Source organism: Actinomadura sp. KC216 (genome assembly GCF_004348535.1).
GTDB lineage: Bacteria > Actinomycetota > Actinomycetes > Streptosporangiales > Streptosporangiaceae > Spirillospora.
In genome coordinates this window covers 1-18156 of sequence record NZ_SMJX01000165.1, presented here as the reverse complement: position 1 = coordinate 18156, position 18156 = coordinate 1, and the positions used below count along the sequence as shown (strand labels likewise).

The window sequence follows — 18156 nt, the reverse complement described above, 5'->3', positions numbered from 1 at the left end:
GGTGACGCCCAGGGTGTCTTCGACGAGGGTGACGAAGACGTCGGCGTCGTGCAGGAGTTCCTCCGCCTCCCGCGGGGTGACGGCGCGGGGCAGGCCGGCCTCGGCGGCGGCGCGCTTGTCGGCGCCGGCGGCGAAGAAGGCGGCCCATTCGCGCAGGGCGGGCTCGGCCTCCGGGAGCAGCACCCAGACGCTGCGCGGACGGCCGCGGCGGTGAGTCTCCAGGGGTTCCTTGGACGCCAGGACCGCGGCGGCCGCGCGGAGTGCGGCCAGGTGGGCGCACACGTAGCGGACGGCGGGCGAGGTGGCCTCGGCGGCCTCGGCGAGGCCCATGCGGGCGGCGTGCAGCTGGCCGGCGGCCGTGTGCGCCGGGCGCGGTGCGGGCATCGGGCGGCGGCGCGGGCTCGGCGGCGGGACGGACTGGGCGGCGGCGTGGATCCCGCGTGCGGTCATCGTTCCGGACATGTCTGCCTCCTTCCGGGCTCGGGCCGGCCGGGCGGAGAGCTTCCCCTCACTCCGCCCGGCCGTCCGTCCCGCCGGAAGCTGCGCCACCGGCGGGGACGTCGCCCTGGCGCGGGCCGCGAGTCCCGCACCACGTCGAACATAAGTTCGACGCACAACCCAGTAAACCGCCCTGACGCCGATTCGTCAACGTGTTCGAACGCCCGTCATATCCCGCAGGTCAGCGGGGTGTGACGGTCCTCACTTGGGCCGCCTGACGTGCACGGGGACGTTCGTCCCGAGGAGGTCGGGGAAGTACTCGGCGATGTGCATCGGCAGCCGGACGCAGCCGTGCGAGGCGGGGTATCTGGGCACGTCCAGGGCACCGTGGAAGGCGATTCCGCCGTTGAAGTAGATGGGGTTGTAGAGGCGTCCCAGGGGCGAGGTCTCCCAGCCGGAGGCGCGGCGGCCCGTACGGAAGTCGCCGGTGCCGGTGGTGGCGTAGCGGCAGCGCGGGACCTTGGCGCCGCGGTCCTTGGCGCAGTAGTACTCGCCGGAGCCCGACGAGATGTGCGTGATGAGGCGCGGCCGCCCGTCCTTGTAGAGGACGAGGTACTGGCGCTTCAGGTCGACGTCGACCCGGTCCTTCTCGCGCTTCTTGGCCATCGGCTCGGGCTGCTCGGGGCTGGCGAGGGCCTCCCAGAACGGCTTGTCGAGCGTGCCCTTCTGCTTCATGCCGTTGACGGCCTGGAACGCCCACACGGCCAGCTGGGTGGACGTCCCGTACTTCCCGTCCACCTTGCCAGGGTCGTAGTTCAGTTCCTTGAGGCGGCGCTGGAGCGCCTTGACGTCCTCGCCCTTCGCGCCCGGCTTCAGCTTGCGCTGCGTGGGCGTGGGCGAAGGCGTGGGCGGCGGCGCCGGGGTCGTCGGCCTGGCGACCGTCGTCGGCGGCGGGCCCGCCGCCTCGTCCGTCCCGTTGCACCCCGTCACCAGGACGGCCGCGCTCAGCAGAACCGCGCTCATCCGCACGTCGATCGGTCTCCCTCGCATGAGCTGACCTTAAAGTGCTACCCATGCATCCGAATACCGAAATCGTGGCAAAGGCGCTGCTCGACCGGGGCGCGGCGGGGACCGTGGTGGAGCTGCCCGAGTCCGCGCCGACGGCGCAGGCGGCCGCCGACCAGCTGGGCTGCGAGGTGGGCGCGATCGCCAACAGCCTGGTGTTCGACGCGGACGGGACGCCGCTGCTGGTGATGACGAGCGGCGCGCACCGGGTCGACACGGTGAAGATCGCGGCGCTGGTGGGGGCGGCGAAGGTCAGGCGGGCGACGCCGGAGTTCGTCCGGGAGGCGACCGGGCAGCCGATCGGCGGGGTGGCGCCGCTCGGGCACCCGGCGCCGATCCGTACGCTCGTGGACGTCTGGCTGGACAAGTACGACCAGGTCTGGGCGGCGGGCGGGCATCCGCACACCGTGTTCCCCACGTCGTACGAGGAACTGCTGAGGATCACCGGGGGCACCCCCGCGGAGGTGGAGTGAGATGGAGATCTGGCACAACCCGCGCTGCTCGAAGAGCCGCGCCGCGAAGGCCGCGCTGGACGAGGCGGGCGTCGAGTACACCGAGCGCCGCTACCTGGACGAGCCGCCCACGGCCGACGAGCTCGACGCGGTCCTGAAGCGGATCGGCGCGGAGCCGTGGGACGTGGCGCGCCTCAACGAGCCGGTCGCGAAGGAGCTCGGGCTGAAGAGCCTGGAGCGCGACCGCGCCCGCTGGATCGAGATCATGGCGGCGAACCCGGTGCTGATCCAGCGGCCGATCGTGCTGACCGGCGGGACCGCCGTCGTGGCGCGGGACGACGCGTCCGTGCGCCAGGCCCTCGACGGCCGGTGAGGCCAGAGCGCGGCGGTGACGCGAGGGCGCGCCGGTGAGGCGGGGGTGCGGCGGTCTGCGGAGGTCGCGGGACGGTCGTGATCAGTTTTCGTCCTCCGGCGGGGCACCGGCCGGTCTACGCTCTGTCGGGTGAGGGACCCGAAGCTGCGCGAGATCGACGAGCGCGCGTTCCTGCGCAGGCTCAGCCCCATGCTGGACGTCTACGCGGCCACCATGGACCCGCCGAACGAGCAGCTTCCCGGCCGCCACACCATCATGGAACGGCACGCCTCGTATCCGGGGTTCCGGGCGTTCGTGGTGGAACGGCGCGGGGCCCTGCCCGTCCTGGCGGGGCCCGTGCAGGGGTTCGCGTACGGGTTCCACGGCGCGCGCGGGCAGTGGTGGCATGACGTCGTCGTCCGGGCGCTCACCGATCTGGAGGGGCCGGAGCGCGCGGAGGCGTGGCTGGAGGACACCTTCGAGATCGCGGAGCTGCACGTCCACCCGGAGTCGCAGGGCAGGGGCCTCGGCCGGGCGCTGCTGACCGCGCTGTGCGAGGGCAGGCCCGAGCGGACCGTCGTGCTGTCGACGCTGGACAGGCGGCCGGACACCCCGGCCCGCACGCTCTACCGTTCCGTCGGCATGGTCGATCTGCTGACGGACTTCGAGTTCCCCGGCGGCGGGCCGCGCTACGCGGTCATGGGCGGGACCCTGCCGCTGGCCCCGTACCAGGCCGCGTCGAGCAGCCCGTAGACCTCGCGCGTCGCCGTCGACTTGTTGAACGTGATGAAGTGGATGCCGGGCGCGTCCTGGTCGAGCAGCTCCTGGCACAGCTCGGCGGCGTGCTCGATGCCGAGGCGGCGGACGGCGTCGGGGTCGTCGGCGACGGCGTCGAACCGGGCCTTGACCTCGGGCGGGAACGGCGCGCCCGACAGCTGCTCGGACCGCTCGATCGTGCTGAGCTGCGTGACCGGCATGATGCCGGGGATGATCGGGATGTCGCACCCGGCGGCGGCGACCCGGTCGCGGAGCCGGAAGTAGTCCTCCGCGCGGAAGAACATCTGCGTGATCGCGTAGTCGGCTCCGGCGCGGCACTTCTCGACGAAGTAGCGGGTGTCGCTCTCGATGTCGGGCGAGCGCGGGTGCTTGTAGGGGAAGGCGGCGACGCCGACGCTGAAGTCGCCGTAGGAGCGGATCATCCGCACGAGCTCGGCGGCGTACTCGACGCCCTCGGGGTGCTTGACCCACTCCCCCATCGGGTCGCCGGGCGGGTCGCCGCGCACGGCGAGGATGTTGCGGACGCCGGCCGCGGCGAACCGGCCGATCAGCTGCCGCAGCTCGGCCTGCGAGTGGTTCACGGCGGTGAAGTGGGCGACGGGCGTGAGCGTGGTGTCGGTGGCGATCCGCTCGACGCTCTCGACGGTCTTGTCGCGGGTGCCTCCGCCCGCGCCGTAGGTCACGGACACGAACGTGGGGTGCAGCGGCTCCAGCTCGCGGATGACGCGCCACAGGTTCCGCGCGCCCTTGTCGGTCTTGGGCGGCATGAACTCGAAGGAGAAGGACTTGGCGCCGGAGGCCAGCAGCTCTCGGACGGTGGGAGGACGGTCTAGGCGCAGGCGTGGCATGCCCCAAGCCTACAGAAGCCACCGGAACCCGCTCTGGGGCCGCCGATACGAGTGATGCTCCGCACACCCCACGGCCGTTATGTCCGCATTTCCGAGGATCTATGAACTTCTCACGTTTCCGGCGGACGGTTGAAACCACCCAGCTGGATACGATCTCGGCATGTCGACCAGCCTGATCCGCAAGGAGGTCGACGAGGCGCTCCTGGCCTTCGTCGACCGGCAGCGCCCGGCCCTGCTGACCATCAGCGACGACCTCGCACCGATGCTGTCCGCCCTGGAGGCGCTGCTCGGCGGGGGCAAGCGGCTCCGCCCGGCGTTCTGCTACTGGGGATGGCGGGCCGCGGGCGGCGAGGACGGCCAGGACATCGTGCGGGCGGCGGCGTCCCTGGAGCTGCTGCAGGCGAGCGCGCTGATCCACGACGACGTGATGGACTCCAGCGACACGCGGCGCGGGCAGCCGTCCGTCCACCGCAGGTTCGAGGCGCTGCACGGCGCCCACGCGTGGCCGGGCGACGCGGAGGCCTACGGCGCGGGCGCGGCGATCCTGCTCGGCGACCTGTGCCTGGCCTGGTCGAGCGAGCTGTTCGAGACCTGCGGGCTGGAGGGCGGCCGCACGCGGCGCGGCCGGGACGTCTACGACCTGATGCGCACCGAGGTCATGTGCGGCCAGTACCTCGACATGCTGGAGGGCACGCGCGGGGAGGCGTCCGTCGCGACGGCGCTGCGCGTGGTGGAGTACAAGAGCGCCAAGTACACGATCGAGCGTCCGCTGCACCTCGGCGCGGCGCTCGCCGGGGCAGGCCCGGACGTGATCGCCGCCCTCAGCGGCTACGGCCTGCCGCTCGGCATCGCCTTCCAGCTCCGCGACGACGTCCTCGGCGTGTTCGGCGACCCGGGCGAGACCGGCAAGCCGGCGGGCGACGACCTGCGCGAGGGCAAGCGGACCGTGCTGATCGCGCTCACCCTGGAGCGCGCCTCCGCGGCGCAGGCGGCGGCGCTGCGGCGGCGCCTCGGCGACCCCGGCCTCGACCGCCCCGGCGTGGACGAGCTGCGCGCGATCATCGAGGAGACCGGCGGGCTCGCCGCCTGCGAGGCCATGATCGAGCGCTATCTCGGCGAGGCGGAGGAGGCCCTGCGCACCGCGCCGATCACCGCGGAGGCCCGGCACGCGCTCGCCGACCTGGCGGTCGCGGCCACCGTGCGCAGCACGTAGAGGGCACCGTGCGCAGCACGTAGAGGGCACCGTGCGCAGCACGTAGAGGGCACCGTGCGCAGCACGTAGAGGGCACCGTGCGCAGCACGTAGAGGGCACCGTGCGCAGCACGTAGAGGGCAGTCTGCGCAGCACGTAGAGAGGGTCGGCACGTTCCATCCGGGGGCGGCGAAGATCGAGGTTCCCCTGCCGGGCAGCCCGGCGACACGGTACAAATAAGGAGATCTTCGTCCGTCCCCGCCGAGTCGGAGTCCTCCACGTGCCGCACGACACCTCCCGCGGGAGGACGAACCCCCATCCCGCGCGCAGCGCCGCCGCCCGTCCCGGGCGGCCGGTCCAGCCCCACGCGACCACGGGCCGTCCGGCCAAGGCGCGCACCGCGCCGGCCCGCCCGGCGCAGGCCGGGGGCGCGGGGCCCGATCGTCACGGCGGCGACCCCGACCACCGCGGCGGAGGTGCGCGCGCGGCGCGCGGCAAGCGGCCCGGCACCCCGCTCGGCCCCGACGACCCCCGCGGCCTCGGCGGCTACACGCTGCTCGGACGGCTCGGCGAGGGCGGCCAGGGCGTGGTCTACCTCGGCAGGGACGGCGACGGCGAGCTCGTCACCGTCAAGCTGCTGCGCGGCGGCGTGGCGGCCGGGCAGCGGGCCCGCAGCCGGTTCGTCAAGGAGGCCGACGCGGCCCTGCGGGTGTCCGGGCGGCACACGGCGCGCGTCCTGGACGCCGACATGACCGGCGACCGCCCCTACATCGTCAGCGAGTTCGTCGAGGGTCCGCCGCTCCAGCACGTCGTCGAGGACCGCGGCCCGCTGTCCCCGCCCAAGCTCCGCAAGCTCGGGCTGCGGACGGCGGCGGCGCTCGCCGCGATCCACCGCGCCGGGATCGTGCACCGCGACTTCAAGCCGGGCAACGTGCTGCTCGGCCCGGACGGCGCCAAGGTCATCGACTTCGGCATCGCCCGGATCGCCGACGCCACCCCGGTGACGACCGGCCCGGTCGGCACCCCGGCCTACATGGCGCCCGAGCAGATCGAGGACGAGCCGGTCGGGACGCCCGCCGACGTGTTCGCGTGGGGCGCCACCATGGTGTTCGCCGCGACGGGGCGCCCGCCGTTCGGCACCGGCCCGAGCGCGGCGGTGATGCGGCGGGTCACCTCCCGCAGCCCGGACCTCGGCGACCTGGACGGCCCGCTGCGCGACCTCGCCGCCCGCTGTCTCGACAAGAACCCGGCCGCCCGGCCGACCGCGTCGCAGATCGTCCGGGCGCTCCGCGAAGGGCAGGGACCGATGCCGAAACCGCGGCCCACGCGCATCCCGCGCTACCGGTGGCGGATGATGGTCGCGCTCGCGGCCGTCGTCGCCTCCGGCTTCGTCCTGGGCATGCTCTTCTGAACGGGCGGGGCCACCGCCTCACCAGTGCGGCGGACGGTCCTCCAGGAACCGGGAGTCGTCCGCGTCGCCGCGCCATTCGCCCCAGCCGGTGTCGGTGTCGTCCGAGGTCTGGTCCGGCAGGATCTCCAGGTCATCGTCCAGCTCGACCGGCCGGTCGTCGTCGGGTCCCACGCTCATGATCTCCATTGTGGGCGATCGAGTACCGGCCCGCACTGTGATCCAGGTCAAACCCCGACAAGATCGAGGCCGGGGAGTCAGCCGGCGAGGCGGCGGGCGAACTCCGCCGCCGCGGCGCCCGGATCGTCCGCCTCGGTGATCGCCCGGACGACCACGGCGCGGCTCGCGCCCGCGGCGAGGACGTCGCCGAGGTTGCCGAGGTCGATCCCGCCGATCGCGAACCACGGCCGCGCCGCGCGCTGCGCGGCGACGTACTCCAGCAGCTTCGGGCCCGGCGCGGGGCGGCCCGGCTTGGTCGGGGTGGGCCACACCGGCCCGGCGCAGAAGTAGTCGACGCCCGGCTCCGTCGCCGCGGCCGCCGCCTGCTGGTCGGAGTGCGTGGACCGGCCGATCAGCATGTCGCCGCCGACGATCTCGCGGGCGGCCTCCACCGGCAGGTCGTCCTGCCCGAGGTGCAGCACGTCGGCGCCGACCGCGTGCGCGATGTCGGCGCGGTCGTTGACGGCGAGCAGCGCGCCGTGCCGCTCGCACGCCGCCCGGAAGACCTCCAGGTGGGCCATCTCCTGCCGGGCCTCCAGGCCCTTCTGGCGGAGCTGGAGCAGGTCGACGCCGCCGGCGAGCACGGCGTCCAGGAACTCCGGCAGGTCCCCTTGCCGCTCCCTCGCGTCGGTGCAGAGGTAGAGGCGGGCGCGGCCGAGCCGGGCGCGCAGCGCGACGGCGCGTTCGGTGGGGAGATGCCTGGGCACGGCTGGGAGACGTCCTTCCGGAAAGGTTTCGCGGGGCCGCGCGGCGGTTCCATCCCGTGGCGCGCGACCCCGCGATCGTGTCAGACGTTCCGGTGATTCAGGCGTTCAGGGCCGGTGGACGGCCTAGAACGCGAGGGCCTGGGCGCGGCGGCGGACCTCGGTCCCCCGGTTCTCGGTGAGCGCGTCCACGGGCGTGCCCGGCAGCGTGTCGTCCGCGGTGAACAGCCAGCGGATGGTCTCGACGTCGTCGAACCCGGCGTCCGACAGGAGCGTCAGCGTGCCGGGCAGGCCCTTGATGACCTGACCGTCCTTGATGAACGCGGCGGGCACCATGGGCTCGCCCTCCCGGCGCACGGCCAGGAGCCGGTGCTCGCTGATGAGCTGCTTGATCCGGTTGGTCTTGATCCCGAGTCGCTCGGCGGTCTCCTTGAGGGAGAGCCATTCGCCCGCGAGGGCGTCGGTCCGGGGGTCCAGTGCGCTGTCAACGGTTGCGTGCATCTGCGTCACGCCCCCTTGCTACCACGCCTTCGGAACCCTCAAACCCCCTGCACAGCCGTTACGCATCGGCGCCGTGCGCTATCCGCGAACGGCCTGCCTGACGGGCACGTCGGGGTCGGCGAGCGCCGCGGCGTCGACGGGCGTCCCGGCCGCGATGACGCGGCGCGCCTGTACCAGATCGCGGGGCCGGTCGACGGTGAGGACCGCGTCGAGCCGGTCGCCGGTCAGCCACGCGGCCGTCCACTTCCGGCCGGACGGGTCCCCGCGGTCAACCATCCGTTCGGACACCGAATGGTTCCCCGCGTACTGCACCATCCGCCCGAACTGCTCGGACCAGAAATACGGGACGGCGTCGTACACCTCGTCCTGCCCGAGGAGCGTCGCGGCGGCGACGTCGGGGGCGTTGAGGGCGGTGTCCCAGTGCTCGACGAGGAGCCGCCGCCCGTACCGCGCCGACCACCAGGCGGCGCAGTCGCCGACGGCGACGACGTCCGGGCGGGCGGAGCCGGGCGCCTCCTCCCCCAGGTACGTGCGGAACGAGCCGTCGGTGACCACGCCGCGCTCCAGCAGCAGCCCTGAACCGTCCAGCCAGGACAGGTCGGGCCGGACGCCGATGCCGACGACGACCACGTCCGCCTCGATCCGGCCGCCGCCGGCGAGCAGGAGGCCGCCGCCGCCCACCTCGGCGACCTTGACGCCGGTACGCAGCTCGACCCCCGCCTCCGCGTACCAGGGCGCGGTGAGCGCGCCGACCGCGGGGCCGATCGCCCCGGCGAGCGGCGTGTCCGCGGCCTCCACGACGGTCACCGCGCAGCCCTTCTTCGCGGCGGTCGTCGCGACCTCGGCGCCGATCCAGCCCGCCCCGACGATCACGATCCGGGCGCCTTCCGTCAGCCGGGATCGCAGGTCACGGCTGTCCTCGATGGTTCTCAGCACATGCTGCGGCCCGTCGCCCGGCAGGGTGATCGGCACGGCGCCGGTCGCGATGACCAGCCCGTCGAACGGGAGATCGCCCGCCGTGGACGCGACGACCCCGCCGCGCGCGTCCAGGCGCAGGCCCGTGGCGCGCTCGCCGAGCAGGAGGTCGCAGCGCAGCGCGTCCCAGTCGGCGTCGACCGTCGTGTCGTCGGACTCTCCCGCCAGGACGGCCTTCGACAGCGGCGGCCGGTCATAGGGCGGGTGCCGCTCGGCCGAGACGAGGGTCAGCGCGCCCTCGTAGCCCCTGCCCCGCAACGACTCCACGGCGCGCACGCCGCCCAGCCCGCCGCCAACGACGATGATCCGCTCCATGAGGATCACCCTAGAGCCCCTCGGGACGCCTGTCCGGACGCTCACCCACGCACAAGGGATCGTCAGTGGTCGTAAGGTGGAGACCGGGTGTAACAGCACAAAGCGCGGGAGTCCGGTGCGACCGGGCTGAGAGGGCGGCTGGAACGGGCCGCCGACCGCCACGACCTGATCCGGATCATGCCGGCGAAGGGAGCGCGCATGGAGATCGTGATCATCGGGGCAGGGGTCATCGGCCTCGCCACCGCCTGGCGGGCCGCCGCAGGCGGCGCCGCCGTCACCCTGGTCGACCCCGAGCCCGCGAGCGGCGCGTCGGCGGTGGCCGCGGGGATGCTCACCCCGGTCAGCGAGCTGACCTACGGCGAGGAGCCGCTGCTGCGGCTGGGCCTCGCGTCCCGCGACCGGTACGGCGCGTTCGTCGCCGAACTGGAGGAGCTGACCGGCCTGGAGACCGGTTACCGCACCGACGGGATCATCGAGGTCGCCTTCGACGCCGACGACCTGAAGTACCTGGACGACCTGCGCCGCTTCCAGGAAACGCTCGGCATCCCGGTCGAGGCGCTGACCGGCCGGGAGTGCCGCCGCCTGGAGCCGATGCTCGCGCCCGGCGTGCGCGGCGGCCTGCTGGCCCCCGAGGACGGCTCGATCGACCCGCGCCGCCTGACCCCGGCGCTGCTCGCCGCGGCCGAGAAGCTCGGCGTCCACCTGGTCAGGCGGCGAGCCGAGGGGATCGTCGTCGAGCGCGACACCGCGACCGGGGTGCGGCTGGACGACGGCACGACGATCAACGCCGAGCGGGTCCTGCTGGCGGCGGGCCCCTGGTCGGGCGATCTCGACGGACTGCCTCCCGGGACCGTTCCACCCGTCCGTCCCGTCAAGGGCCAGGTGCTCCGGCTCCGCGCCAGGACGCCGTTCATCACCAGGTCCACGCGCGGGATGGTCAAGGGCTCGCCGGTCTACCTGGTGCCGCGCCTGGACGGCGAGATCGTCGTCGGCGCCACCCAGGAGGAGCTGGGGTTCGACACGCGCGTCACGGCGGGCGGGCTGTGGGAGCTGCTGCGCGACGCCCGCGAGCTGCTGCCCGGCGTCACCGAGCTGGAGTTCACCGAGGTGTCGGCGGGCCTGCGCCCCGGCTCGCCCGACAACGCACCGGTCATGGGCCCATCGGCCCTGCCCGGCCTGGTCATCGGCACCGGGCACTTCCGCAACGGGATCCTGCTCGCCCCGATCTCCGCCGACATCCTGTCCGCGACGCTGCTGGACAGGCCCGTCCCCGAAGTAGCCGGTCCGTTCTCGCCCGGCCGTTTCTCCCCCGAGGTGCATTCATGAAGGTGATCGTCAACGGTGAGCCGCGCGAGCTGCCGGACGGCGCGAGCGTGGCGGAGGCGGTCGAGTCCGTGTCCGGGGCCGCGTCCGGGATCGCGGTGGCGGTGAACGACGAGGTCGTCCGCCGCTCCGCATGGGCGGCGACGGCGCTGCGCGACGCCGACCGCATCGAAGTCCTGACCGCCGTCCAGGGAGGCTAGAGGTGACGGACAAGCTGGTCATCGCGGGCGAGGAGCTGGGCTCCCGGCTGATCATGGGGACCGGGGGCGCGCCGAGCCTGCACGTCCTGCGCGAGGCGCTGGCCGCGTCCGGGACGGAGCTGACCACGGTCGCGATGCGGCGCGTGGACCCGTCCGCCCGCGGCTCGGTGCTGGACGTCCTGACCGAGTCCGGCATCCGGGTGCTGCCGAACACGGCGGGCTGCTTCACCGCGGGCGAGGCCGTCCTCACCGCGAAGCTGGCCCGCGAGGCGCTCGGCACGAACTGGGTCAAGCTCGAAGTGATCGCGGACGAGCACACCCTGCTCCCCGACCCGATCGAGCTGGTCGACGCGGCCGAGCAACTGGTCGACGCCGGGTTCGTCGTCCTGCCGTACACCAACGACGACCCAGTCCTGGCAAGGCGCCTGGAGCAGATCGGGTGCGCCGCCGTGATGCCGCTCGGCTCCCCCATCGGCTCTGGGCTCGGGATCCGCAACCCGCACAACATCGAGCTGATCGTGGAGCGGGCGGGCGTCCCGGTCATCCTCGACGCGGGCCTCGGCACCGCGTCCGACGCCGCGCTGGCGATGGAACTGGGCTGCGACGCGGTCCTGCTCGCGACCGCCGTGACCCGCGCCCAGCACCCGGCGCGGATGGCCGCCGCGATGCGCCACGCGGTAGAGGCCGGAAGGCTGGCCCGCCTGGCCGGACGCATCCCCAAGCGCCGCTACGCGCAGGCGTCCTCACCCTTCGAGGGGCTGGCCACCTCGTAGAACCACTAAACACCCGCCTGAAGAAATATTCGCTGGACCTGAAATGTAGGCACCCCCAGACTGAAAACGGTCCATCCGGACCGGGGCGCCGCAACCGGGCACCCCGCTTCGGTGTTCGTCGAAACGTCCCATACCTAAGGTGCCTGACATGCAGCAGGAAACCGGCGCGCGCGTCGACAGGCTCGCCGTGGCGGCCGCCACGGTGACCGTGGTGCTCTGGGCGTCCGCCTTCGTCGCGATCCGCAGCGCCGGCGACGACTACAGCCCCGGCGCGCTCGCCCTCGGCCGCCTCCTGTCGGGCACGGTCGTGCTCGGCGCGCTGTGGCTCGTCCGCCGCGAGGGCCTTCCGCCGAAGGCCGCCTGGCCCGGCATCGTCACCGCGGGCATCCTGTGGTTCGGCGCGTACATGGTCGCCCTGAACTGGGGCGAGCAGCTCGTGGACGCGGGCACGGCCGCCCTGGTCGTCAACATCGGCCCGATCCTCATCGCGCTCCTCGGCGGCTGGCTGCTCAAGGAGGGCCTCCCGCCCCGCCTCCTCGCAGGCATGGCCGTGTCGTTCGCAGGAGCGGCCGTCGTCGGGCTCTCGATGTCCGGTGAGGGCCGCTCGTCCGTCGGCGGGGTCCTGCTCTGCCTGGTCGCGGCCGTCACCTACGCGGCAGGCGTCGTCAGCCAGAAGCCCGCGCTGCGGCACGCCTCCGCGCTGCAGTTCACCACCTTCGCCTGCGCGATCGGCACGCTCGCCTGCCTCCCGTTCTCCGGCCAGCTGGTCGCCCAGGCCGCCGACGCCCCCGCCGGCGCCACCCTCAACATGATCTACCTGGGCGTCTTCCCCACCGCCATCGCCTTCACCACCTGGGGATACGCCCTGGCCCGGACGTCCGCCGGAAAGATGGGCGCCACCACCTACGCCGCACCCGCCCTCGTCGTGTTCATGTCATGGCTGTTCCTGGGCGAGGTCCCCGGCCTGATCACGCTCGCCGGCGGCCTGCTCTGCCTCGCGGGCGTGGCGGTCTCCCGCAGCACGAGGCGGCTGCGCCGCGTGCCCGTGCCCCCGGAGCCCACGGCCGTCCCGGCGGAGTCACCCTCGGGGCTCATCGATGCTCATACTCGGGACTGATGAGAAGCTCTCCGTTCCGCCCGTAAACTCGCAGCGATGGACGCGACGGTTGCCGATCCCCTAGAAGGGCGGGTACTCGACGGGCGCTACCGCATCGACTCCCGCATCGCCCGCGGCGGCATGGCCACGGTCTACGTCGCGCGCGACATCAGGCTCGACCGCATCGTGGCGATCAAGGTCATGCACGCCGGGCTCGCCGCCGACGAGGACTTCGTCACCCGCTTCATCGGCGAGGCCAAGGCCGCGGCGGCGCTGTCCCACCCGAACGTCGTCGCCGTCTACGACCAGCGCACCGACGGCGAGCACGTCTTCCTCGTGATGGAGTACGTCGCCGGGCACACGCTCCGCGACGCGCTCACCACGCTCGGGCGGCTCGGCCCCCGCGCCGCCCTGGAGATCATGCAGCCGGTCCTCGCCGCGCTCGGCGCGGCGCACCGGGCCGGTCTCGTGCACCGCGACGTCAAGCCCGAGAACGTCCTCATCACCGAGGACGGCCAGGTCAAGGTCGCCGACTTCGGCCTCGCCCGGGCCGAGACCGCGACCAAGATGACCAAGACCGGCGTGATCATCGGAACGGTCGGCTACCTCGCCCCCGAGCAGGTCGTCTCCGGCGACGCCGACGTCCGCTCGGACGTGTACGCCGCCGGCGTCATGCTGTTCGAGCTGCTCACCGGCCGCCTCCCCCACCAGGCCGACACGCCGCTCGCGGTCGCCTACAAGCATGTGAACGAGAAGGTCCCGGCACCGTCCACCGTGATCCCGGGCATCCCGCTCCGCGTCGACGAGCTGGTCACCGACGCGACGAGCCACGACCCGCAGCGCCGCCCGCAGGACGCGAACCAGTACCTCGCCGAGGTCGCCGAGGTGTACGGCGGCCTCCCCCGCGACTTCGACCACCGCCTGGAGGAGACGAACGCCACCGCCGTCCTGGAGCGTCCGCACCACGCCCGCACCGCCGTCCTGGACGCGCCCACGCTCGCCTCCGAGCGCAGCAGGTCCGACCGCGCCATCGGCGCGCTGACCGGCCGGTACGTCCTGGTCGCCATCGGCGCGATCGCGGCGATCACCCTCGGCTGGGCGGTCTGGTACCAGACGTCGGGGCAGTACGAGCACGTCCCGAAGTCCATCATCGGGATGAAGGTCGCCGACGCCCGCGACCGCCTGGAGAGCGCCGGCCTGGACGTGCGGACCGCGAAGGCCATCTACGACGACCGCGTCCACAAGGGCGGCGTAGCGAGGTCCGACCCACCCGCGGGCGCCCGCGTCGCCAAGGGCCAAACGGTCACCCTCACACCGTCCCGGGGAATCACCCCGCAGGAAGTGCCCGACGTAGAAGGCAAGTCCCTGGAGGAAGCCAAGCAAACCCTCAAGGACGAAGGCTTCACCGTGGGCCGGACGAGCTTCACCCCGTCCCAGACGGTCGCGAAGAACGAGGTCGTAGGCACGAACCCGCCGGCGGGTCAGCGGCAGTCCCCCGACGAGCCGGTCGGCCTCATCGTCTCCAGCGGCATGTCGATGCCCGACCTCATCGGCCAGAACGGCGACGCCGCCGCGAACCAGCTCCGCTCGATGGGCCTGGACGTCAAGGTCGAGAAGAAGAAGGTCGAGGGCAAGCCGCCGGACTCGGTGATCGAGCAGAACCCGTCCGAGGGCACCGGCGTGTCCCGCGGCGACAAGGTCACGATCGTCGTCAACAAGCGCGACTGCCTGGTCGACGCGGGCCCGGTCAAGATCGGCTGCGAGGACGGCGAGGGCGAGCAGAACATCCCCGTCCCGAACCTGACCGGCCGCAATGTCGACGAAGCCAAGAAGGCCCTGGAAGACTCCGGTTTCAAGGTCAGCGTGACGGGCTTCGGCGGCAACACGGTCCGCTTCCAGAGCCCGAACAGCGGCGAGGCCCGCCGCGGCTCGACCGTGACCATCTTCCGCGGCCCCTGACCGGCTAGGCTGAAACCGCGATGACATCAAGCAACCCCGTCGGGGCGCACGTCCCCGTGGCCGGTGGCCTCGCCACCGGCGGCCTGAAGTACGCGGCCCAGATCGGCGCCGAGGCCATCCAGGTCTTCGTGTCCAACCCCCGAGGCTGGGCCCTCCCCGAGGGCAAGCCGGCCGAAGACGAGAAACTCCGCGCCGCGGACGTCCCCGTCTACATCCACACCCCGTACCTGGTGAATTTCGGCTCCCCCAACCAGGAGACCCTGGCCAAGTCGATCGCCACGGTCCGCCACTCCCTGACCCGAGGCCACGCCATAGGCGCCTTGGGCGTAGTGGTCCACACCGGCTCGGCCGTCACCCAGACCTACGACGAGGCCATGGCGCAGGTCCACGACCACGTCCTCCCCCTCCTGGACGAGATCCCCGAAGACGGCCCAGACCTCCTCCTGGAACCCATGGCGGGCCAGAACAACATGCTCTGCGCCAAGGTCCAGGACCTGGGCCCCTTCTTCGAGAAACTAGAGAACCACCCGAAACTCGGCGTCTGCTTCGACACCTGCCACGCTTTCGCCGCAGGCCACGACCTGGCGGCCCCCGGCGGCGCGAAGGCCACCATCGACGCCCTCATAGCCACGGTCGGCGAGGGCCGCCTGAAACTGGTCCACGCCAACGACTCGAAAGACCCCTGCGCCTCCGGCCGAGACCGCCACGAGAACATAGGCGCAGGCCAAATAGGCGAGCCCGCTTTCGCCGACCTCTTCCACCACCCCGCCGTAACAGGAATCCCCTTCCTGATAGAAACACCGGGCCGCGCCCCCGAACCCCACGCCAAAGACATAGAAACCCTGAAACGCCTACGCGACACCTGACGTCCCAACAACGTCGCGACATTTGGCGGTTCTCAGGCTTGAGCCGCAGGGGAAGCGCCACCCGCACCCACTACTGCGCGGACCCCGGCCACCACAGCAACCACGCAACAACCTCAATGCTTGCGATCGCCTCCGAAGGCAGGTTTCGAGCTTGCGAGAAACCTGATCGCGCAGCGAGCCGCCAGGCGAGAGGAAGCGATGCAGCGATCGCGCGTGTTTTTTGACGATGGAGGCCCGCCAGGGCCGAAGGAGGAAAAAAATACAATAAACACGACTCGGGCGCCGCTGAACAACCCCCCGACTGTTCAACGACGCCCGAGCCACAGGCCACCGGATCCCACCCCCCCGGTACGGGATCCAGCGACGCACGATCCGGCATTCGAGCCGGATCTCCGGATTTGCTTTTGTGGAGGTTTCGCGGTGGTGCGCGGCGTGGTGCCGCGTCCGGTCCGCCCGTCCCTCCGGAGGCGGTGTGGCGTTAGGTGCCACTGAGAACTCTAGGGGTGTGATGCCACGGTTGCAGTCCAGGAAAACCCAGGTCTCGGTAAACGGTACGTAGTCATAGGTATGCGTTGAGTAGTCGCACGGCGGGCGGGCGGTCCGGCGGGACGAGCGGTGTTTGGGAACGGTCCACCGCCTGCGGGCCCGCGACGGTCGATGATTCACGGGCGATCAGCGGACGGGCGTGCCCTCGGGCAGATGGAGCTTCCTGAGCGCGCGGTCGGCGCGGCGCGGGACGCGGCGGCGGGTCAGCAGCGACACGGCGACCATGACGGCGAAGACGGTGGGCGCGAGGACGGCGGCGGGCTGCGCGAGGACGGCGTTGGGCCAGCCCGCGCAGGGGCCGGCGAACAGGCGGGCGATGCCCGCGGCGACGGCGACCCCGCCGCCGACGAGGAGCCCGGCGGCGGCGCCGGCGGCGGTCAGGCCGCGCCACCAGATGCCGAGGACGAGGAGCGGGCACAGGGTGCACGCCGACACGCAGAGGGCCATCGTGACCAGGCCGACCGCGCCCTGCGGTCCGATGCTCGGCAGCACGGCCAGCGGCACGGCCAGCGCGAGCACGACGCCGAGGCGGAACGTGGTGACGCCGTCGCCGCGGCGGACGCATTGGGAGACGGTCCCGGCGAAGGCCACGACGATCCCGCAGGACGTGGCGATGAACGCGGCGAACGCGCCGGCGGTGACGAGTCCGGTGAGCAGCGCGCCGCCGGGTCCGGGGATCATCCGCTGCGGCAGCATCAGCAGGGTCGCGTCGGTGTCGCCGGTCATGAGCAGTTCGGGGGCGTAGAGCCGTCCTAACGTCCCGTGCAGGGCGGGGAACACGGAGAACAGGGCCAGCAGGACGGGCACGAACGCGGCGGTGCGGCGCGCCGCGGCCCCGCTGGTGCTGGTGTAGAAGCGCATCAGGATGTGCGGCAGGCCCATGGTGCCGAGGAGGACGGCGAGGAGCGCCGAGTAGGTGCGGAACAGGCCGCGTTCCTGGCCGCGCCCGAACGGCGTCGCCCAGGTGATGCCGTCCTGGACGGGCAGCCGTGCGGCGTGCGGCACCGGCGCGCCGGCCGGGAACCGGACGACCGTTCCGCTGCCGAGGGTGTGCCTGCCGGGCGCGAGGGGGACGGTCTCGCCGGTGCGGACGGCGCCGTCCACCCGTCCCCGCGCGGTGACGGTGACGGCGGCGGGCACGGTGACGGCGGCGTCGGTGCGCACCTGCACGCGGGTGGCGCGTTCGAAGTTCGGCGGGGCGTCGCCGACGGGGTCGGGGGCGCCGGCGATGTTCCATACCGCCAGGAGCACGACGGCGGGGACGGCCACGGCGGCGAGCTTCACCCAGAACTGGACGGCCTGGACGGCGGTGATGCCGCGTATCCCGCCGGTCGTGGCGAGCAGCAGCGCGACCGCGGCCACGACGGCCCAGCCCGTCCAGACGGGCGCGCCGGTCAGCACGCGCAGCGTCACCCCGGCGCCCTTGAACTGCGGCAGCAGGTAGAACCAGCCGATGAAGCAGACGCAGCCGGTGACGATCCGCCGGACGGTCCGGGAGCCGAGCCGCCATTCGGCGAAGTCGGAGACCGAGTAGGCGCCGGACCGGCGCAGCGGCGCGGTGACGAACGCCAGGAGCAGGACGTATCCGGCGGTCGCGGCGATGGGGAGCCACAGCATGTCGGCGCCGTAGGCGAGCACGAGCCCGGCGGTGCCGAGGAACGCGGCGGCGGAGATGGACTCGCCGCTGATCGCGGACGCGTTCCACCAGGGGGTGACGCCGCGCGAGGCGACCACGAGGTCGCCTGCGGTCCCGGCGGAGCGGCGGCCGCGGACGGACGCCGTCCCCAGCATCGCGACCAGTGCGATCAGCGCCGCCGCGACGGCCAGCGCGGTCACGGACGGCCCACCGCCCCGCTCCGGGGGGTGTGCGGGGTCGTCCCGCGACCGCGGACCGGCCCGGTCAGCTCGCGCTCCGCCTGTTCTGCGCGCCAGAGCTGCCGCATCGCGACCGCGACCCAGATTGGCTGGATGCCGAACACCAGCACGAGCCAGGCGAGCGGGACGCCGTGGACCCCGGCGCGCGCGACCGCCGGGGCGAGCGCGAGCAGCGCGGGCAGGCCCGCCACCACGGCGACGACGATCGCGCAGGTCCGCAGGGCGATGCCCAGCTGGCGGCGGATGAGGGCGGACACCGCCGCGCCGCCGACC

At 72.9% G+C, this 18156-nt stretch carries 20 protein-coding genes and 1 riboswitch; of the genes, 11 read left to right on the top strand and 9 right to left on the bottom strand.

The genetic code is table 11. The annotated features are described in order from the left end of the window. Both E1264_RS25680 and E1264_RS25675 read right to left on the bottom strand, forming a co-directional pair. The coding region (locus E1264_RS25680) for an SAV_6107 family HEPN domain-containing protein (protein ID WP_132177842.1) at positions 1-462 on the bottom strand (462 nt) is incomplete at its 3' end. 237 nt (positions 463-699) lie between these two features. Continuing rightward, a complete protein-coding gene (locus E1264_RS25675) occupies positions 700-1488 on the bottom strand; it encodes a L,D-transpeptidase family protein (protein WP_243711162.1) in 789 nt (262 codons plus the stop codon). Between the two features lie 23 nt (positions 1489-1511). Between E1264_RS25675 and E1264_RS25670 the strand changes: the two genes are divergently transcribed. From E1264_RS25670 to E1264_RS25660, 3 genes are all read left to right on the top strand, one after another. Next, positions 1512-1976, top strand: coding sequence for a YbaK/EbsC family protein (locus tag E1264_RS25670; RefSeq protein ID WP_132177840.1), 465 nt, complete (start codon positions 1512-1514; stop codon positions 1974-1976). Between the two features lies 1 nt (position 1977). Further along, complete coding sequence (locus tag E1264_RS25665) at positions 1978-2328, top strand: arsenate reductase family protein (RefSeq protein ID WP_132177838.1); 351 nt, start codon at positions 1978-1980, stop codon at positions 2326-2328. 129 nt (positions 2329-2457) lie between these two features. Then, positions 2458-3060 carry a GNAT family N-acetyltransferase gene (locus tag E1264_RS25660; protein WP_132177836.1) on the top strand — a complete coding sequence of 201 codons (603 nt, stop codon included), beginning with the start codon at positions 2458-2460 and terminating at the stop codon, positions 3058-3060. Here the strand turns inward: E1264_RS25660 and metF are convergent. Next, complete coding sequence (gene metF / locus E1264_RS25655) at positions 2997-3932, bottom strand: methylenetetrahydrofolate reductase [NAD(P)H] (RefSeq protein WP_132177834.1); 936 nt, start codon at positions 3930-3932, stop codon at positions 2997-2999. The two genes, E1264_RS25660 and metF, sit on opposite strands and share 64 nt — an antisense overlap. A gap of 160 nt (positions 3933-4092) precedes the next feature. Here metF and E1264_RS25650 point away from each other — a divergent pair, with 160 nt between their 5' ends. Beyond that, positions 4093-5145 (top strand): polyprenyl synthetase family protein, encoded by a 1053-nt coding sequence (locus tag E1264_RS25650; RefSeq protein WP_132177832.1) that lies wholly within the window; start codon positions 4093-4095, stop codon positions 5143-5145. A 258-nt stretch (positions 5146-5403) separates the two neighbouring features. Then, the gene (locus E1264_RS25645; protein ID WP_243711161.1) at positions 5404-6534 is read left to right on the top strand and encodes a serine/threonine-protein kinase; all 1131 of its coding nucleotides are present in this window, start codon (positions 5404-5406) and stop codon (positions 6532-6534) included. A gap of 18 nt (positions 6535-6552) precedes the next feature. Here the strand turns inward: E1264_RS25645 and E1264_RS43695 are convergent, their stop codons facing one another. The 4 genes from E1264_RS43695 to E1264_RS25630 form a co-directional block, all read right to left on the bottom strand. Then, the gene (locus E1264_RS43695; RefSeq protein WP_165964379.1) at positions 6553-6711 is read right to left on the bottom strand and encodes a hypothetical protein; all 159 of its coding nucleotides are present in this window, start codon (positions 6709-6711) and stop codon (positions 6553-6555) included. 77 nt (positions 6712-6788) lie between these two features. Next, positions 6789-7457 carry a thiamine phosphate synthase gene (thiE, locus tag E1264_RS25640; RefSeq protein ID WP_132177830.1) on the bottom strand — a complete coding sequence of 223 codons (669 nt, stop codon included), beginning with the start codon at positions 7455-7457 and terminating at the stop codon, positions 6789-6791. A gap of 123 nt (positions 7458-7580) precedes the next feature. After that, the gene (locus E1264_RS25635; protein WP_132177828.1) at positions 7581-7955 is read right to left on the bottom strand and encodes a DNA-binding protein; all 375 of its coding nucleotides are present in this window, start codon (positions 7953-7955) and stop codon (positions 7581-7583) included. A 78-nt stretch (positions 7956-8033) separates the two neighbouring features. After that, positions 8034-9245, bottom strand: coding sequence for an FAD-dependent oxidoreductase (locus tag E1264_RS25630; RefSeq protein WP_132177826.1), 1212 nt, complete (start codon positions 9243-9245; stop codon positions 8034-8036). A 94-nt stretch (positions 9246-9339) separates the two neighbouring features. After that, a riboswitch (TPP riboswitch) is annotated at positions 9340-9454 on the top strand. On the opposite strand from E1264_RS25630, the gene thiO reads away from it, so the two are divergent. The 6 genes from thiO (at position 9444) to E1264_RS25600 (ending at position 15462) form a co-directional block, all read left to right on the top strand. Then, positions 9444-10571 carry a glycine oxidase ThiO gene (thiO, locus tag E1264_RS25625; RefSeq protein ID WP_132177824.1) on the top strand — a complete coding sequence of 376 codons (1128 nt, stop codon included), beginning with the start codon at positions 9444-9446 and terminating at the stop codon, positions 10569-10571. Its footprint overlaps the riboswitch before it by 11 nt. Then, on the top strand, positions 10568-10768 hold the full coding sequence (gene thiS / locus E1264_RS25620; protein ID WP_132177822.1) for a sulfur carrier protein ThiS: 201 nt from the start codon (positions 10568-10570) through the stop codon (positions 10766-10768). Before thiO ends, thiS begins: the two co-directional genes overlap by 4 nt. A gap of 2 nt (positions 10769-10770) precedes the next feature. Further along, entirely contained in the window at positions 10771-11541 is a 771-nt protein-coding gene (locus tag E1264_RS25615) for a thiazole synthase (protein ID WP_132177820.1), read from the top strand. Between the two features lie 148 nt (positions 11542-11689). Further along, entirely contained in the window at positions 11690-12658 is a 969-nt protein-coding gene (locus tag E1264_RS25610) for a DMT family transporter (protein ID WP_132177818.1), read from the top strand. Positions 12659-12694: 36 nt separating this feature from the next. After that, on the top strand, positions 12695-14596 hold the full coding sequence (pknB, locus tag E1264_RS25605) for a Stk1 family PASTA domain-containing Ser/Thr kinase (protein ID WP_132177816.1): 1902 nt from the start codon (positions 12695-12697) through the stop codon (positions 14594-14596). Between the two features lie 20 nt (positions 14597-14616). After that, positions 14617-15462, top strand: coding sequence for a deoxyribonuclease IV (locus tag E1264_RS25600; protein WP_132177814.1), 846 nt, complete (start codon positions 14617-14619; stop codon positions 15460-15462). Positions 15463-16134: 672 nt separating this feature from the next. Here the strand turns inward: E1264_RS25600 and E1264_RS25595 are convergent. Further along, positions 16135-17844, bottom strand: a complete 1710-nt coding sequence (locus E1264_RS25595; RefSeq protein WP_132177812.1) for a cation acetate symporter — start codon at positions 17842-17844, stop codon at positions 16135-16137. Further along, the coding region (locus tag E1264_RS43690; protein WP_165964378.1) for a hypothetical protein at positions 17841-18156 on the bottom strand (316 nt) is incomplete at its 5' end. The genes E1264_RS25595 and E1264_RS43690, both read right to left, overlap by 4 nt.

Excerpts from the sequence above, each read along its gene's own strand:
- E1264_RS25675 (WP_243711162.1), bottom strand. The coding sequence starts at position 1,488 with ATGCGAGGGAGACCGATCGACGTGCGGATGAGCGCGGTTCTGCTGAGC.
- E1264_RS25670 (WP_132177840.1), top strand. The coding sequence starts at position 1,512 with ATGCATCCGAATACCGAAATCGTGGCAAAGGCGCTGCTCGACCGGGGC.
- E1264_RS25665 (WP_132177838.1), top strand. The coding sequence starts at position 1,978 with ATGGAGATCTGGCACAACCCGCGCTGCTCGAAGAGCCGCGCCGCGAAG.
- metF (WP_132177834.1), bottom strand. The coding sequence starts at position 3,932 with ATGCCACGCCTGCGCCTAGACCGTCCTCCCACCGTCCGAGAGCTGCTG.
- E1264_RS25650 (WP_132177832.1), top strand. The coding sequence starts at position 4,093 with ATGTCGACCAGCCTGATCCGCAAGGAGGTCGACGAGGCGCTCCTGGCC.
- E1264_RS43695 (WP_165964379.1), bottom strand. The coding sequence starts at position 6,711 with ATGAGCGTGGGACCCGACGACGACCGGCCGGTCGAGCTGGACGATGAC.
- E1264_RS25635 (WP_132177828.1), bottom strand. The coding sequence starts at position 7,955 with ATGCACGCAACCGTTGACAGCGCACTGGACCCCCGGACCGACGCCCTC.
- E1264_RS25630 (WP_132177826.1), bottom strand. The coding sequence starts at position 9,245 with ATGGAGCGGATCATCGTCGTTGGCGGCGGGCTGGGCGGCGTGCGCGCC.
- thiO (WP_132177824.1), top strand. The coding sequence starts at position 9,444 with ATGGAGATCGTGATCATCGGGGCAGGGGTCATCGGCCTCGCCACCGCC.
- thiS (WP_132177822.1), top strand. The coding sequence starts at position 10,568 with ATGAAGGTGATCGTCAACGGTGAGCCGCGCGAGCTGCCGGACGGCGCG.
- E1264_RS25610 (WP_132177818.1), top strand. The coding sequence starts at position 11,690 with ATGCAGCAGGAAACCGGCGCGCGCGTCGACAGGCTCGCCGTGGCGGCC.
- pknB (WP_132177816.1), top strand. The coding sequence starts at position 12,695 with ATGGACGCGACGGTTGCCGATCCCCTAGAAGGGCGGGTACTCGACGGG.
- E1264_RS25600 (WP_132177814.1), top strand. The coding sequence starts at position 14,617 with ATGACATCAAGCAACCCCGTCGGGGCGCACGTCCCCGTGGCCGGTGGC.